At 64.1% G+C, this 15457-nt stretch carries 13 protein-coding genes; 4 read left to right on the forward strand and 9 right to left on the reverse strand.

Going from position 1 to position 15457, the window contains the following annotated elements; all coding sequences use genetic code 11:
* Window positions 1-5 precede the first annotated feature (5 nt).
* The 3 genes from LB535_RS15530 to LB535_RS15540 all read left to right on the forward strand — a co-directional run bounded on the left by LB535_RS15530 (window position 6) and on the right by LB535_RS15540 (window position 3212).
* Entirely contained in the window at window positions 6-494 is a 489-nt protein-coding gene (locus LB535_RS15530; RefSeq protein ID WP_224632832.1) for a DUF1036 domain-containing protein, read from the forward strand.
* Window positions 491-2929 (forward strand): M23 family metallopeptidase, encoded by a 2439-nt coding sequence (locus LB535_RS15535; protein WP_224632833.1) that lies wholly within the window; start codon window positions 491-493, stop codon window positions 2927-2929. The genes LB535_RS15530 and LB535_RS15535 overlap by 4 nt, the downstream gene beginning before the upstream one ends.
* A gap of 67 nt (window positions 2930-2996) precedes the next feature.
* Entirely contained in the window at window positions 2997-3212 is a 216-nt protein-coding gene (locus LB535_RS15540) for a hypothetical protein (RefSeq protein ID WP_140844086.1), read from the forward strand.
* Between the two features lie 228 nt (window positions 3213-3440).
* Here the strand turns inward: LB535_RS15540 and LB535_RS15545 are convergent, their stop codons facing one another.
* On the reverse strand, window positions 3441-3974 hold the full coding sequence (locus tag LB535_RS15545) for an OmpA family protein (protein WP_224523530.1): 534 nt from the start codon (window positions 3972-3974) through the stop codon (window positions 3441-3443).
* Window positions 3975-4315: 341 nt separating this feature from the next.
* On the opposite strand from LB535_RS15545, the gene LB535_RS15550 reads away from it, so the two are divergent.
* Window positions 4316-4807: a DUF6931 family protein gene (locus tag LB535_RS15550; RefSeq protein ID WP_224632834.1), complete on the forward strand. Its 492-nt coding sequence runs from the start codon at window positions 4316-4318 to the stop codon at window positions 4805-4807.
* 16 nt (window positions 4808-4823) lie between these two features.
* On the opposite strand, the gene LB535_RS15555 is transcribed toward LB535_RS15550, so the two are convergent.
* The 8 genes from LB535_RS15555 to LB535_RS15590 form a co-directional block, all read right to left on the reverse strand.
* A complete protein-coding gene (locus LB535_RS15555) occupies window positions 4824-5984 on the reverse strand; it encodes a caspase domain-containing protein (RefSeq protein ID WP_224632835.1) in 1161 nt (386 codons plus the stop codon).
* A gap of 85 nt (window positions 5985-6069) precedes the next feature.
* The gene (locus tag LB535_RS15560) at window positions 6070-7161 is read right to left on the reverse strand and encodes an OmpA family protein (protein WP_224632836.1); all 1092 of its coding nucleotides are present in this window, start codon (window positions 7159-7161) and stop codon (window positions 6070-6072) included.
* A 150-nt stretch (window positions 7162-7311) separates the two neighbouring features.
* Window positions 7312-7599 (reverse strand): hypothetical protein, encoded by a 288-nt coding sequence (locus LB535_RS15565; RefSeq protein WP_224632837.1) that lies wholly within the window; start codon window positions 7597-7599, stop codon window positions 7312-7314.
* Window positions 7596-10145 (reverse strand): caspase family protein, encoded by a 2550-nt coding sequence (locus LB535_RS15570; protein ID WP_224632838.1) that lies wholly within the window; start codon window positions 10143-10145, stop codon window positions 7596-7598. The genes LB535_RS15565 and LB535_RS15570 overlap by 4 nt, the downstream gene beginning before the upstream one ends.
* Before the next feature lie 366 nt (window positions 10146-10511).
* Window positions 10512-11612 (reverse strand): alcohol dehydrogenase family protein, encoded by a 1101-nt coding sequence (locus tag LB535_RS15575; protein ID WP_224632839.1) that lies wholly within the window; start codon window positions 11610-11612, stop codon window positions 10512-10514.
* A gap of 22 nt (window positions 11613-11634) precedes the next feature.
* Window positions 11635-13014 carry an aspartate aminotransferase family protein gene (locus LB535_RS15580; RefSeq protein ID WP_224632840.1) on the reverse strand — a complete coding sequence of 460 codons (1380 nt, stop codon included), beginning with the start codon at window positions 13012-13014 and terminating at the stop codon, window positions 11635-11637.
* A gap of 34 nt (window positions 13015-13048) precedes the next feature.
* The gene (locus tag LB535_RS15585; protein ID WP_224632841.1) at window positions 13049-14542 is read right to left on the reverse strand and encodes an NAD-dependent succinate-semialdehyde dehydrogenase; all 1494 of its coding nucleotides are present in this window, start codon (window positions 14540-14542) and stop codon (window positions 13049-13051) included.
* 416 nt (window positions 14543-14958) lie between these two features.
* Complete coding sequence (locus LB535_RS15590) at window positions 14959-15444, reverse strand: Lrp/AsnC family transcriptional regulator (RefSeq protein ID WP_140844068.1); 486 nt, start codon at window positions 15442-15444, stop codon at window positions 14959-14961.
* Window positions 15445-15457 lie beyond the last annotated feature (13 nt).

The raw sequence follows: 15457 nt of genomic DNA on the forward strand, positions 1-15457 counted from the left end.
CGCCGATGGACCTTCGCCGCCTGCGTTATTTGCACCAGCCCTCGCCACGCAAGCAGCGTAACCGGCTCCGATTGCCGGGCCGCATGACGCTTGCGGCGCTGCTCGGCGCGGTGCTGTTCTCGATCCTTTCGCCCGGCAAGGCGCACGCCGAATTCACCGTCTGCAACCAGACGCTCGACGTCGTCAATCTCGCGGTCGGACAGAAAGTCGACAATGCCGACCAGACTGACGGCTGGTGGACCATCGGCGCCAACCAGTGCGTCAACGTCATCCGCGAGGAGCTCACCAACCGCTATATTTATCTCTACGCGACGGACGTCTTCGGCCACGCGATCCTCAACGGATCGACCGAGATGTGCATCGACCGGCGGCGCTTTTCGATCCGTGGCATCGAAGAGTGCTGGCAGCGCGGCCATATCGCGGCGCGCTTCGTCGAGGTCGATACGCAGGAGCAGGTGCGCTGGACCTACTTCCTGACCGGAAGCAGCCCGTGACGCACGCGATCGACACGAGCTTCAAACAGAAGAAGCTGGCGCGCTTGGCCGAGCGCCGGCGCAAGCTCCGGCGCGGAATCCTTGCAGGGGCCGCAACGCTCGCCGTCGTCGCTTTGGCCACCGGCTTCTACCTGACCAAGGACTATTGGTCGTTCGGCGACGAGGACGAGGAGCTGCATCCCGTCGAGGGCATGGAAGACGTGCCGCCCGATGCCTTGGTCTATGTGCCGGCGATCATCGATCTCGCCGGCGATCCGATGTGGATCACGCTGGCGCCCGATGCCGACACCGCGACTAAGGGCAAGACCGTCGCGCGTCCGGCCGAGCTCGACAGTTCCGGGGCTTCGCCGCAAATCGAGATGCTGTCCGACGTGATGCTGAGCGCCAGCGAGAAGTTCATGACGACGATCCCGTCAACGCAGGAGGATTTCGCCTTCTTCCAGGCGCAGCGGCAGGCGGCTCCAAAGCCTTCGGGAATCCCCGAGGACCAGCAACCGGCACCGCCCGCTCCGGCCGCAGCGCCAGACGATCAACAGGGCGATCCGCAAGGCGACCTCGAGAACGACCTCCAGGCGGCGCCGGACGAGAGCGACGCCGGCCCGGCGCCCAAGGCCGACGCCGACGATCCCGAGGCCGGCTGGGGCGAGACCATCGACCAGGGCGAAGCCGCGCTCCCGGCTTTCAAGAAGACCGCGGTCGAGAACAACACGACCGTGGCGACCGTCGCCAGCGAATACCAGCGCTTCGAGGCGACCGAGGACACGTTCGTGAAGATCCTCAACGACCGCAGCCTGGACAGCGTGGCGCTCGATGCGCATTTCTCCGCCGACGACGCGAAGCTTGCCGGCGAGGCGCTGAAGACGCTGTTCAACCGCGACGGGCTGGAGTCCGGCTTTGTGGTGGCCATGCGCGGATTCCGTCCGAACCGCGAGACGACGATGATGTCGCTGATGCAGGTCTCGATCTACGCCAAGAATGTCTATGTCGGCACGCTGACGCGCAATGCGGCCGGCGCCTTCGTGTCGGGCGTCGACCCCTGGGTCCGCGAGGATCTGTTCAACTATTCCGGCGCCTCCGACCAGGGCGGGCCCAAGCGGCAGTACCGCCTGCTCGACGCGATCTATTCGACGGCAGCGCGCAACAAGGTGCCGACCAGCGTCATCGGCGAGGCGATCATGTATCTGTCGCGGGGGCAGGACCTCGACGCCTTTGCCAGCGAGGACCAGCGCCTGGTGCTGATCTACTCGCAGACGCCGCGCGGCCAGGGCGAGATCTCCGGCCGGGTGCTCTATGTCGGCGTCCAGGGCGCGCAAAAGAGCCTCGACTGTTTCGTCTTCCAGCAGAGCGACGGCCAGTATGCCTGCGTGACGGGCGACGATCAGGTGCGATCGCTGACCGTCACCAACGGCATGGTCACACCGGTCGCCGGAGTGATGACCTCGACCTTCGGCCCGCGCAAGCATCCGATCCTCGGCACGGTTCGAATCCACAAGGGCGTCGACTGGGCGGCTCCGGTCGGCACGCCGATCATGGCCGCCTTCGACGGCGCGATCTCCTTTCAGGGCGATGGCGGCGGCTACGGCAATCTGGTGAAGATCACGCATGCCAACGGTCGCGAGACGCGTTATGCGCATATGCAGAAATTCGCCATCGCCAGCGGGGTCGGCACCAAGGTGAAGGCCGGCGACGTCATCGGCTATATCGGCACAACAGGGCTTTCGACCGGCCCGCATCTGCATTTCGAACTCTATCAGAATGGCGAGGCCATCGATCCGCTGGGCACGGTCACTTCGGTCGCCGCCGCCGTTTCCGTCAGCTCCGGCGGCTCAGGCGATTCCGCCGTCGAGACGCTGACCGACCGGATCGTGCACGTCGAAAGCGGCGGCAGCGCCCGTGCCAAGAACCCGCTTTCGTCGGCGACCGGCGCCGGCCAGTTCATCTCCAAGACCTGGATCCGCATGATGAACACCTATCGTCCCGATCTCGCCCGCTCGCTTTCGACCGCCGACCTTTTGGCGCTCCGCTACGACGCGACGCTGTCGCGCGAGATGGTGCGCAACCTGGCGCGCGAAGGCGAAGCCTATCTGCGCGCCCGCGGCCACCAGATCACCGCCGGTCGCCTCTATCTTTGCCATTTCCTCGGCATGGAAGGGGCGCATCAGGTGCTGGCGGCGCCGGGCTCGTCGCAATTGACCGCGGTTCTGGGATCAGCCGTCATCCAGGCCAACCCGTTCCTTACCGGCAAGACCGCCAGTTATGTCGTGGACTGGGCCGAGCGGAAAATGGGGCAGAAAGCGCCGCGCGCGGTGACCGATCAGGGCCAGCCGGCGACGACCACGACCGAAATCCGGCAGACGTCTCCCGAATTCGAAAAATACAAGCAGGCGATCGCCGCGCTGATAGGTTCGATCCAGAATACGCCGGGACCCGGCTGACCGTGGTCTTTTGGCTAAGGCACGATTTCGACGCGCGGTGAGCTGGAACATTTGAGAGGATTCGACGTTGCCGGCCATGGTCAAAAAGCAATCCAACGAAAACGGTTCGTGCTTCGAATTCGACGTCATGCGCGAAGCGTTCAGGCGCTGGGTCGATGAGGATGAGATTCCTGAAGATCAATGGCGACCGCGCGCGACGAAGCTGGTTCGTATCATGACCGGGGACGATTACGTCGATCCCAACGTGGTCGAATGGATCATGCGTAAAAAACCCCAGCGCTGAGGGGGATCGGCGCTGGGGCTCTTTGGGCATGTACGCTGTACCGGCATGGCCGAATATCAGGCTGCGCTAATATCGTAAACGAGTGGTAAATTGCTTCCTCTAAACCATGGTCCCGAAAACCGGCTCCCACTTTTCGGGTCATGCTTTAGAACTGATCGAGAATGCGAGCCCTGCCTGTCGGCAGTCGCCCATCGGCAGTTCGCTAAGAGCTGAACGGCGCCGACCGCCCTATTGCGTCCTGATCCGCATTTCCACCCGGCGGTTGACCGGATCGTAGGGATTGGCGACGCGCGGATGCGACTTGCCCAGGCCTATCGGCTCGAGGCGGGTAGATTGAACGCCGTTCGCTGTCAGGAAGGCCGCCACCGATTGCGCCCTTCGCTGCGACAGGTCCTGGTTGTAGCGATCCGTACCGGTCGCGTCGGTGTGGCCTTCGACGACGAAGCTGAACGTGCTCAGCCTATTGTCCTTCAGCGCCTTGGCGAACTCGTCCAGCTCCGTGCGGGCGGTCTGGTCGAGCTGGGCCGAATCCAGGGCGAAATTGATCATCATGTCGAGGCTGCCCTTTTGGGGCGCCTCGTTCTTGTCGGCTTTGCTCTTGCACTCTTCCTCGGTGCCGACGCAGATACCGCGCGACGCGCCAAGATTACCCTGGCCGGCGAAGAACTTCACGATGTCTTCCGATTTCTGTAGCGGATCGGCATAAACGTGCGTTGAAAAAAGCACGGTCGCCAATGCCAAGGCTGAGCTGCCCCACCGCATGACCGTCACTCCTGTTTGAGCCCTGTTTGAGCGGGTTTCGCTGGCGCGCACCATATCAAATCTCGAAGCGATTGTCTGTGAACAAGCGCACGTTGCCGGTGGCCGCCACCTGCTAAAAGCTAGAGCATGATGCCGAAAAATATGAAGCGGTTTCGGGCGGCATCATGCTCTAGTTCTTTGATTTAGAGACGGGTTCATCCGGCTCTAAGGCTTGACCGGCTCTCGGCTAAAGGCTTGAGTGGTTATCAGCTGGCTCTCGGGGTTTGGCAGCCATGGCCAACGAACTCGGATACAGAACCGCAAGGGATCTCTTTCTTGCCTGTCCCGCGATCGCCCGGGACATGAAATCGCCGCCCGCCAATCAATCCCCACTCGAGTTCTGCCGCGCCCTGCTCGCCGGGCGCGTGCCGGAGGAGGCTGTCACGTTCTGTGCCTATCTCCTGCCGGAACGCGCCGCGGTCTGGTGGGGGCATGAATGCCTGAGCCATCTCTCAGAACTCCTTGCCGATAGGGACCTCGAATTGCTGGCGCTCGTCAATGACTGGGTCGGCGAGCCTGGCAATCCCCGTCATCGAATGGCGCTGGGCGACGCCGTCGATCCGTCGCCGACGACGCCGGCTGCTTGGATCGCTCTGTCCGCGGCGTGGCGCGACCCGGCCTTCGATATGCTGTCGACTGGATTTCCCGCCGCCCACGCCGTCAACGCCGGGATCCTGGCGGGGCTGGCGCGCGTCTCGACCGCGGACCGCTTTGGCGTGCTTTCGGCCTTCGTCGATATGGGCATCCAGATGGTGGAGATGGAGGCGCAGCGGCAATCGGTCGACGCCTATTAGGGCCTACCGCACGCAGTCATTTGCAGCCGCCTTGCGCCCATCTGGCCAAAGCGACCTTGAAGCGCGTGCCGAGCGGATGCTGCAGGCGCAGCACGGAGACGTCGTTGGCGGCGAAATTCTTCGCCTGCTCGCAGAGGCGGGTCTCGTTCCACTCGTGGCAGCCGTCGCAGTGCTTGCCTTGCCAGACCGACTTGTCGAGGCCTTCGACCGGACTGAAAAGCGGTTGTCCCTTGATCAGTTGGGCTATGCTCTTGCCGTCGATTGCCGGGTCGCCGAACTTGACCGGGCGCTCGAAAAAGATCGGCCCGTCCGTCGCCAGCTTCGGGATTCTTTCACGCAGCGCATTGAGCGCAAGCTGGTCGTCGCTCTGGCCGGACGCCGCGCCGGTGTTGCGCGTCCCGGAGCCCGCTTCGGCCTGAGGCGGGCCCGCCTCGCCGACGATCAGCGGCGCATTGAGATCGATCCTGTGCAGGACGACCTCGGTGGTCAGCGAGACGTTGATCCAGGGGCGCTGCTTGCCGGCAGTGGCCTTGAAGACATCGCTGGTCACCCTGTTCATCGCTTCGGTGATGGAGACGTTCGCTTCACCGATATGCTGGAGCAACGCCGTGGTGAACGGCGAGTGGCCGCCCGAACCGTCATAGGCGAGCTGGTTCGGACTTGCGGCGAAGGCGACCAGCGTGCCGGCGCCGCCATTCTCGATCGGGATTTCAGCGAGGCCGCTGCTTGCGCCCTTGATGCCGGCGGTCTTCGCCAGCACGTCGGCAAGCGGATTGTCGCGGCAAGCGTCCAGGAAAACCAGTCTTATGCTGGTCTCGCGCGACATCTGGCGCAGGACGAAATCGACCGAGACGGCCTCGAAATCGAGCGAGGTCTCGTCCTCGAGCGCGGCGTCGACCGGAAGCAGATAATTCTTGCCGGAGACCTGCAGGCCATGGCCGGCATAAAAGAAAAGCGCGATGTCGGCGCCCCGCACCTGCTTGGCAAACTGCGCGACCGTAGTCTGTGTCTGCTGCTTGGTGAGGTCGAAGCCGGAGACCACCTCGAAGTCGAGGTCCTTGAGCCGATCGGCCATGGCCTGCGCATCCCGCGCCGGATTGGCGAGCGGCGCCGCGTGCTGATATTGCGAGTTGCCGAGCACCAGCGCGACGCGCCGCTCGGCATTGGCGGCGGCCATCGTCAGAATCAGGGCAAGCGCCACAACTCCCAGAGCGCGAAGCAGGCCACCGCAAAAGGCGATCGGACCAGGACCCACCGCCACCTCAGTTGGCGAGCTTGCTGGCGGAGAATTCGATCCGCCGGTTGAGCGCCTTGTTCTTGGGCGTGTCGTTGGCGGCGACCGGCTTGTCCTCGCCATAGCCGGCCGAGCTTATCTGGTTGCGCGGCACGCCGTCGGCGATAAGCGCATCGGCGACGGCCTGTGCGCGCCGCTCGGAGAGCGCCTTGTTCGCCTCGGCCGATCCGTCGGAATCGGTGTGGCCGGACACTTCGACCTTGAGGGCCGGGCATTTGCCGACGACGCCCTCGACCTCCGCCAGCAGCGGGCGGCTCTTGGCGTCGAGCCTCGCGCTCGCCTGGCGGAAATAGATGGCGCCGGTGCGCGAGAGCACGGCAAAGCGGTTGAGGCACTCCTCGTCGCTGAAATTGGCTTTCGCGGCATCGGTGGCGACAGGGCCGACCTCGGCGGTCGAGGCCGCAACGGTCTGCACGGCGGCCGGCTTGGCGCCGTCGGCGGTGAAGACGAAATCGAAGGATACCGACGCCGTGGGCACGATGTTGGTCACGTTGGCCGCCTGCTGCAATTTGTCGATATTGGGCAAGAGCCCGAAATCCTCGACATGGACCGCGACGGGCGCTTCCGAAGCGACGGAAACCTGGGCATCGCTGATCATGGTGACGACGACGCTTGCCTCGAGATCCTTGTCGACGCCATGCAGGCTGAGGCGGAACGGCAGTGTCGTCTTCACCCGGCGCTTGGTAGGCAAATCGGCGAACGCCGCTGGGTCCACCTTCGCCGTCACTTCGGCCGTCGGATAGGTGAATGTCTCGAAAAACAGGAAACGCATGCGAACGTTGCGCAGGTCGACGCCCGTATCGACGGAATTGAGGTCGAAGCTGATCCTGGCGTCGCCGGCGGAACTCAGCGTGCCGGTGATGTTCCTGATCTTGTTGGTCTCGACGATCGTGTTCTTCTTGACCGACTGGTAGGTGAGCACCGAAGCGGACGGATCGAGCGTCCAGTTCGGCGCGGCGCTCGCAGCCTGCGATCCGAAGACCAGCAGCGCGGCTACGGCCAAGCCAAAAGCCGCGGCCTTGGCTCGCATTTTTCGCCAGAATGCGACGACTTCGAACATGGAACGCCCCCGCCAGGACAACCCGATCTCGATACCGGCATGTGACCGGAGCATAGAGCACTTGCCCCGGCTTGGCGAGCGGTTCCAGCGGGCTGCAGAAAAGCGACTACAATCCCACGCGTCGAGAAAGCACGAGTGTCCGAGACGTTATCACCATCCTCCGCCGCCACCGCCGCCGCTGCCGCCCAGGGGCGCAATGACAGGCGCAGTTTCGTTCTTGACCGGTTTGATCAGTTTCTTGGCGGTGACCTTCTTCTGCTGGACCACCTTAACTTTGGGCTCGGTCGTCGTGCGAACGACCTTCGTACGATATTTCGCCGTCGGCGCCGGCTCTACCGTAGGCGCCACGGTCGTGCACCCCGCAACCGCGAAGGATAGGAATGTTGCGATGACCGCCTGCTTCAATGCCCTGCCCACCATTGCCTCCTTGTTGATCAAAACAAGTCCCGACGCGGATTGGCTTGCTCCCAGACAGCTCTGGCCGTCTTGATCAGTTGGTCTTCGACCGAGCCGCCCGCCGGGATTTTCGATTTGAGTTCGGACCGCAGTTGCTTGAGCGCAGCCGACTTCGGCCTGGCGCCGAACTGCGCCAATGTCGCGCGCGCGGCCGGCAACTCATTGCGGAGGTCAAGTCCTGCGGCGAACGCCAAATAGCGGACGGCTATGGCCTGATCGGATTTGCCGCCTTTCTGCATTTCGATGGCCGCGCGGTCGTATGCCGCCGAGTAGTCGCCGCGGTCCGTCGCCAGTTCGAACAGCCTCTGCGCCTCAGCAAGGTTCCGGTCCACGCCCTCACCGTCCCTGTACATGCGCGCCAAGCTGCCGGGCGCATAAGGCTGGCCGAGTTCCATCGCCTTCTGGAACAGCGCCTGCGCCTGCTTGGTGTCCTTCTCGACGCCGCGTCCGCTGAGATAATTGCGTCCGAGAATGTTCATCGAATACATGTCCTGGCGCTCTACGCCGGCCTTGAGAAAAGCGACAGCGCGAGCAGGGTCGGCAGGCACACCATTGCGCCCTTCGGTGAAGATCGCGGCGAGATCGTTCATGGCGTAGGTGTGTCCCATGGCTGCCGCCTTGAGCAGCAGGTCCAGGCCCTTGCCGGTATCGCGCTCGACGCCGAGACCATTGAACAGAGCACGTCCCCAGGCGGTCATTCCATAAGGGTCCCCTTTGTCGGAGGCCTTCGCATAGAAACCATTTGCCTTCTTGGGATCGACGACCGTTCCGATGCCGGACGAGGCGATATAACCGAGCTCGAACACGGCGCGGACATGTCCCTTGTCGGCGGCTTCCTCAATCGCCTTCTTCGCCTCGTCAACTTTACCGGCGGCGAGCAGCGCGCGCCCGAGTTCGTAGTGGAACCGCGCGACATCGGGATACGCCTTCACCGCCGCCCGGCAGGCCTCCACCGCCCCGGCGCCGATCTCGTTCGGCAACAGGCCGGGAACGACGCCCTGCAGGTCCAAGGGTTCGCCTGCCTGCGTGTCGCAGGGATCGACGCTTGGCGACAGCTTCATCGTCGCCGGCTTCGACGATGTGTTGTCGGCGCTAATTTCGACGCCGACTATCAATGGCTTGACCGCGCCTATCTGCGGTTCGTAGCGCAGTTTATCGACCTCGTCGGCCATCAGGCTCGATTGCGGCGATAGGGTCCGATCCGGCAGGGACAGCGTCCCGGTTGCCGGATAGCTCGCAAGCTTCACGCTTACGGCCGGATCGTTGGTCGGGAAATTCAGCTTCAGCGGCACCGGGCCGACACCGACCGGAATCTTGACGTCGCGGTTCTCGATCGCCTCGGCGGCGCCGGCGATGTGGATGCCGCGCTCCACCACCTGCTGCTTCTGTTTCGACTCGAGCGAGGCGACAAGCTGCTTGCCCGCGGCACCCTCGCCATTCTTGACCCGGAACACCAGTATGCCCTGCGATCCGCCGCCCCATTCGTCATGCGCGGCATAGGCCAGCATATCGACCTGGTCCTCGGCGTCGGCGCCCTTCGGCACATCCATCGCGAGCCGCGGCAGATCCTTGCCCTCTATCGGCTCGCCCGTCGCGACCGGCTTGCCGTCCAGGATCAGACGCCCCAGCGCCGGCGGCCTTTCGATGCTGATGGTGACCGAGCCGCCATCGACATCGACCGGCACCGGCAGGTCGAGCGCGACCGGACCGACGCCCGACGGTACGGTCTTTTCCAGCACTGGCGGCAGAGCCGGCCGGCTGGCGCGGCGCATCAGCACCACCTCGTCGATCAGCGAGGAATTTTCCCAGGGAACCTGCGCGCCCTTGGTGGCCTCGACCACATCGCGGCGGACGGCCGCCATGACCGAGCGTATCTCCTGGTTCGGCGCCAGCGCGCGGCGCGAGAAGGCGGATGAAAACGGGCTGAGATCGCCGGACCCGTCATAGGCGACGGCGCCGGGTTCCGTGGCGAAGGCGATCAGCGTGTTCAGCGAGCTTTTCACCTGCGCGAGGCCGGTGCCGCCGGCCGCGATCAACTGGTCGCGCAGCCAGTAATCCTTGCGCGGGAACGGGTTGTTGCGGCAGGCATCGAGGATGATCACCTGGATCTTCGATTTGGCGCGCAACTGTTGCAGGACGTCGTCGAGCTTGACCGCCTGGACCTCGACGTCGGCCGCATCCTTGAGCGACGCATCGACCGGGATCAGGAAATTCTCGCCGCCGATCTGAAAGCCGTGACCCGAATAGTAGACGACCGCTAAATCGGCGCCGTCCGCCGCCGCGAGATAATTGCGAAATTCCTTCTCGAACTGGAGCTTGGTGAGATCCTTGGCGACGAACACATCGAAGCCGGCCAGCCGGAACGTGCTCGACACGTCGTCGGCATCCTTGTCCGGATTTTTCAGCGCAGGGATTTCGCGATATTCGGAATTGCCGATGACAAGCGCAACCCTTCGATCGGCGTGCGCCTGCACCGTCGCGAGGCCCACGAGGATCAAGGCTGCTATCAGCGCGCAGCATCGCAGCATGGTAAAATCCCTAACTGCTATCACGTGTCGGCCACAAGAACGCAGCTTGCGGCATCGCGGTCTGTTAAAGACTTCACAATCTGCCAAGACGGCAAGGAACGCGCCTGCGATGGCAAGGCAGATCGCGCATTCAACCAGCTGCTAAAATAACCCAGAGACCTCGGCGCCGCAATGACCTGGGTAAGCGCGTCGCCGTCTGTCGATGCAGTGTCACCATCGGCGAGCCACGCCTCCGCGCAGCGCTGCGTGTCTGCGACGCCACAGCGTTTCATGGAAACGGCGAAAACGTCCTATCTCTTTGCTTTACGCAATTCCGGACGGAAGGCTACGGCGACCCGCCGAGCCCAAGCCGGCCTCTTTCCTGGGTCAGGCGCCGCTCCACATCGCGTCCGGCACCACCACCAGCTTGCCGACAAAGTCCTTGCCCATGAAGTCGGTCTGGGCGCGGTGGAAATCCGACAGTTTGTAGACGCCGCCGACCAGCGGCTTGATCTTCTTTTCCTCGATGTAGCGCACGATGCGGCGGAAGTCCGCGCGGGTGCCTTGGCTCGAGCCGTGGAGTTGGAGCTGCTTGAGATACATGGTGCGGAGGTCCAGCTGCACGACCGGCCCGGCAATGGCGCCGGCCGTGGTGTAGCGGCCTTCGGGCCGCAGGATGCGTAAGAGGTCGTTGAAGATGGCGCCGCCGACGAGGTCGGCCACCACATCGATGGGCTGGCCATTCGTCGCTTCGTTGACGGCGGTGAGCAGGTCGGCCACGCCGCGCGTGATCACCTTCTCGGCGCCGATGTCGAGCACGGCCTGTTCCTTGCCCTTGCCGACGACGGCATAGGGGATGGCGCCCCGCGCCCTCGCCAGTTGCACGATGCCGGAGCCGACACCGCCGGAGGCGCCGGTGACCAACACACGCTCGCCAGCTTTTAGCGCCGCCCGCTCCAGCATCTGCTCGCCGGTGAGATAGGCGCAGCAGAAGGTGGCTAGCTCGACGTCGCTCAGATCGGTGTCGACGACATGCGCGTTCTCGACCGGCAGCGCCTGGTATTCGGCATAACCGCCGTCACGGCCGTGGCCCATATAGTCGATGTCGGCCAGCGAATCGTCGTCGCGATTATAGATCGAGAAGTCGACCATGACGCGCTCGCCGATGCGCTCCGCGGACACGCCGTCGCCGACGGCGACGATCGTGCCAACAGTGTCGGTGCCCTGGATGCGCGGGAAGGTCAGAGTGTTGCCTTGCCGGCGCCACGTCGACACCGCCCCGGCATCTTCCTCCGTGCCATAGGCGCCCTGGCGCACCCAGACATCGGTGTTGTTCATGCCGCAAGCGCTGACCTTGACGAGCACCTCGCCGGCGGCAGGTGCCGGCACCTTCACATCCGTGCGGTAGACGAGCTTCTCAAGGCCGCCATGGCCCGTAAGCTGCACGGCGGCCATGGTGGCGGGAAGAGTTCTTGTCATGGCATTCATGTCGCTTCTCGGATGTCACTTCTCAGATGCTGGCCAATACGCTGTTCACCGCGTCGGCGGTCTTTGCGACGACGATGTCGGCTTCCTCGCGCGTCAGGCAGAGCGGCGGCGCGAAACCGAGGATATCGCCCTGCGGCATGGCGCGGCCAATGACGCCGCTGGCGGCGAGCGCGGTGGCGATCTGCGGCCCGACCTTCAGCGCCGGATCGAAGAAGACGCGGTCGTCGCGGTCCTTGACGAACTCGATTGCGGCCAGCATGCCATCGCCACGCACCTCGCCGACATTCCGGTGGCCGCCGACGGCTTTGGCCAACTCGGCGCGGAAGTAAGCGCCGGTCTCGCCGGCGTTCCGCACAAGGTCCGTCTCGTCGATCAGCTCGAGATTGGCGACACCGGCGGCAACGCAGATCGGGTGCGCCGAATAGGTCCAGCCATGGCCGAGCGAGCCGAGCTTGTCCGAGCCATTGACCAGCACCTGCCAGACCTTGTCGGCGACGATGACGCCGGAAAGCGGCGCATAGGCCGAGGTCAGGCCCTTGGCGATGGTGATCAGGTCGGGCTTGATGCCGTAATGGTCGGAACCGAACATGGTGCCGAGACGACCAAAGCCGGTCACCACCTCGTCGGCGACGAGCAGCACGTCGTATTTGTTGAGCACGGCTTGGATCTTTGCCCAATATCCGGCCGGCGGCGGAACGATCCCGCCGGTGCCGAGGATCGGCTCGCCGATGAAGGCCGCGACCGTGTCAGGGCCCTCGGCCAGGATCATCTCTTCCAGCTTGTCGGCGCAATATTGCGAGAACTGCTCCTCGCTCATCGAGCGGTCGGCGCGGCGGAAATAATACGGCGCTTCTGTGTGCAGAATCGGCGCCCGCGGCAAGTCGAAGGCATTGTGGAACAGCTCGAGCCCGGTCAGCGAGCCGGTCATGACACCCGAGCCGTGATAGCCGCGCCAGCGCGAGATGATCTTCTTCTTCTCCGGCCGGCCGAGAACGTTGTTGTAATACCAGATCAGCTTGATGTTGGTCTCGTTGGCATCCGAGCCGGAGAGACCGAAATAGACTCGGCTCATGCCCTTCGGCGCGCGGTCGATGATCATCTTGGAGAGCCGGATCGAGGCCTCGGTGCCATGCCCGACATAGGCGTGGTAGTAGGCGAGGTTCTTCGCCTGCTCGGCGATGGCGTCGGCGATCTTCTGGCGGCCGTAACCGACATTGACGCAATAGAGGCCGGCGAAGGCATCGATGCTCTTCTTGCCGGTGTTGTCCCAGACGGTAACGCCTTCGCCGCCGGCCATGATGCGGGCCGGCGATTCACCGCGCGCGTGCGTGCCCATATGCGTCGAGGGATGGAAGAAGTGGTCGCGATCCCAAGCGGAGAGTTCGTTGGACTGTTCGAGCATTTTTGACTCCTGACGAGAATGAGGCCTGCGTAGCTTAGGCTACGTCGAGGCAAAGGTATTTGAGGTCTGTAAAAGCTTCGAGGCCGTGGCGGGAGCCTTCGCGGCCGATGCCTGATTGCTTGACGCCGCCGAAAGGGATCGGCGCGCCGGTGATCTTGACGCGGTTTATGGCGACCATGCCGTACTCCAAGGCGCGGCCCATGCGCGCCTGGCGCGCGCCGTTTTCGGTGACGACATAGGCGACTAGGCCATATTCCGTGGCGTTGGCGCGGGTGACGACTTCCGCCTCGTCGTCGAATGGCGTCACAGCCGCGACAGGGCCGAAGGTTTCTTCGCGCATGATCAGCGCTTCGTCCGGCACATCGGCGAGCAGCGTCGGCTGGTAGAACAGCGGCCCGGCCGCGTGACGCTTACCGCCGGCCAGGCAGCGCGCGCCGTGGGTGAGCGCGTCGGCCACTTGCTCCTCGACCTTCTTGACCGCGCGCTCATGCATCAGCGGCCCGATATCGGTGTCTGCGGATAGGCCATTGCCGGTGCGGAGCTGCTCGATGCGGCGGGCGAAAGCGGCGCAGAAGCGATCATAGATCGGCCGCTGCACATAGATGCGGTTGGCGGCGAGGCAATCCTGGCCGGAGGTGGCGAATTTGGCATCGAGCGCGATCGTCACCGCCTTGTCGATGTCGGCGTCATCGAAGACGATCAGCGGCGCGTGGCCGCCGAGTTCCATCACCAGCCGTTTCATCGTCGCAGCACTCTGCGCGGCGATCAGCCGGCCGACCTCGGTCGAGCCGGTGAAGCTCATCGCGCGGACCCGCGCATCGGCGCACATCGCGCCGACAATCGTGCGCGCATCGCCGGTGACGACGTTGAAGACGCCTGCCGGCAGCCCGGCACGCTCGCCGAGCTCGGCCAGAGCCAGGGCCGACAGCGGCGTCTCCGAGGACGGATGCGCCACCACCGTGCAGCCCGCAGCCAAAGCTGCCGCCGCCTTGCGGGTGAGCATGGCCGACGGAAAATTCCAGGGCGTGACGACACCGATCACGCCGAGCGGCTCGCGGCGCACCGACATCTCGGCATTCGGCAGATGGCTGGTGACGCTTTCGGCGTTGAGGCGTTTCGCTTCCTCGGCATACCACTCGATAAAGGACGCGGCGTAGTCGATCTCGCCAAGCGATTCCTTCAGCGGCTTGCCCTGCTCGAGCGTCATCAGCAGCGCCAGATCGTCCTTGGCGGCGATGATCAGATCGAACCATTTTCGCAGGATTTTCGAGCGCTCCTGCGGCAGCGCCGAGCGCCAGGCGGAAAACGCGCGCGACGCCGCATTGATCGCCTTTGTCGTCTGGGCGGCATCGAGCGCGGCTACGAAGGCGACGGTAGCGCCGGTGGCCGGATCGGTAACCTCAAAGCTTGCCGCCGCTTCGCTCGCCGTCCAATGGCCATCGACATAGGCGAGCGCGCGCAGCAGCCGGCGATCGGCGAGGCGGTCGAGCGCGTCATGGTGGTTGGTACGGGCAAAATGCGCGGACATCAGTCGGGTCTCCCGGTGCCGAGGCGATATGGAGAGACTAGTCGTGCAATCGGGACAAAGAGGCTGTTTCGACAGGCTGACAGAGAGAGATTGTCTCTATTTGTCCGGGAGAGCAGGTCAATCTCTCTAGCCTACCAGCCGCCGGATGCCAGCAACCGGTGAAATTGGCCGCCTCCACAACTTCGTCATCCACGGGCGGAGCGGAAGCGAAGCGGACGCGTAGACCCGAGGATCCATTCCGTGACCTTGATCGAAGGGCGCAGCGGAGCAGAATTCTGCACCGTTGCAACGCCTTGGCGTTACGGAATGGATCCTCGGGTCTGCGCCGCGTCGCTTCGCTCCTTGCTCCGCCCGTGGATGACGAAGTGACGGACGTTTCGGCTAATCTCCACGCTGATCGTGAGACCGACTCACCCTTATTCCGGCAGCAGATCGGCCACCGGCAGCACGGTCTCGTCCTTGACCGTCTTGGTGACGATGTAGGTGAAGTAGCGGTCGATGCCGATCTCGCGCTCAAGCAGGCCGTCGACCAGCCGCTGATAGGCGTCGATGTCGCGCGCCATCACTTTCAGCACGTAGTCGACGCCGCCGCCCACCGACCAGCAGGCGACGATCTCCGGGATATCGCGCACCACCCGCTCGAAGCGGTCGAAGTCAGCCTGGCGATGATTGGCCAGGGTCACTTCCATCAGCACCGTCGCCACCGGAGCGATGACACGCATGGCGATCGCGGCGTGATAGCCGGAGACGATGCCGGCCTTCTCCAGCTTGCGCAGCCGCATCCAGCACGGCGTTGGCGACAGGCCGACCTTCTCGGCCAGCGCGAGCTTGGTGATGCGCCCGTCGCGCTGGATGGCATCGAGAATCCTGAGGTCGATCGGGTCGAGTTTCGCTGCCGCCATGCGGGTCCGCCTT

This window comes from Mesorhizobium sp. CA10, from assembly GCF_020165285.1.
Lineage (GTDB): Bacteria > Pseudomonadota > Alphaproteobacteria > Rhizobiales > Rhizobiaceae > Mesorhizobium.

What these genes read in the sequence shown, in the direction of transcription:
- LB535_RS15545 (WP_224523530.1), bottom strand. Translation starts at nt 3,974, where the DNA reads ATGCGGTGGGGCAGCTCAGCCTTGGCATTGGCGACCGTGCTTTTTTCA.
- LB535_RS15570 (WP_224632838.1), bottom strand. Translation starts at nt 10,145, where the DNA reads ATGCTGCGATGCTGCGCGCTGATAGCAGCCTTGATCCTCGTGGGCCTC.
- LB535_RS15550 (WP_224632834.1), top strand. Translation starts at nt 4,316, where the DNA reads ATGAAATCGCCGCCCGCCAATCAATCCCCACTCGAGTTCTGCCGCGCC.
- LB535_RS15555 (WP_224632835.1), bottom strand. Translation starts at nt 5,984, where the DNA reads ATGGCCGCCGCCAATGCCGAGCGGCGCGTCGCGCTGGTGCTCGGCAAC.
- LB535_RS15560 (WP_224632836.1), bottom strand. Translation starts at nt 7,161, where the DNA reads ATGTTCGAAGTCGTCGCATTCTGGCGAAAAATGCGAGCCAAGGCCGCG.
- LB535_RS15585 (WP_224632841.1), bottom strand. Translation starts at nt 14,542, where the DNA reads ATGTCCGCGCATTTTGCCCGTACCAACCACCATGACGCGCTCGACCGC.
- LB535_RS15575 (WP_224632839.1), bottom strand. Translation starts at nt 11,612, where the DNA reads ATGAATGCCATGACAAGAACTCTTCCCGCCACCATGGCCGCCGTGCAG.
- LB535_RS15530 (WP_224632832.1), top strand. Translation starts at nt 6, where the DNA reads ATGGACCTTCGCCGCCTGCGTTATTTGCACCAGCCCTCGCCACGCAAG.
- LB535_RS15590 (WP_140844068.1), bottom strand. Translation starts at nt 15,444, where the DNA reads ATGGCGGCAGCGAAACTCGACCCGATCGACCTCAGGATTCTCGATGCC.
- LB535_RS15580 (WP_224632840.1), bottom strand. Translation starts at nt 13,014, where the DNA reads ATGCTCGAACAGTCCAACGAACTCTCCGCTTGGGATCGCGACCACTTC.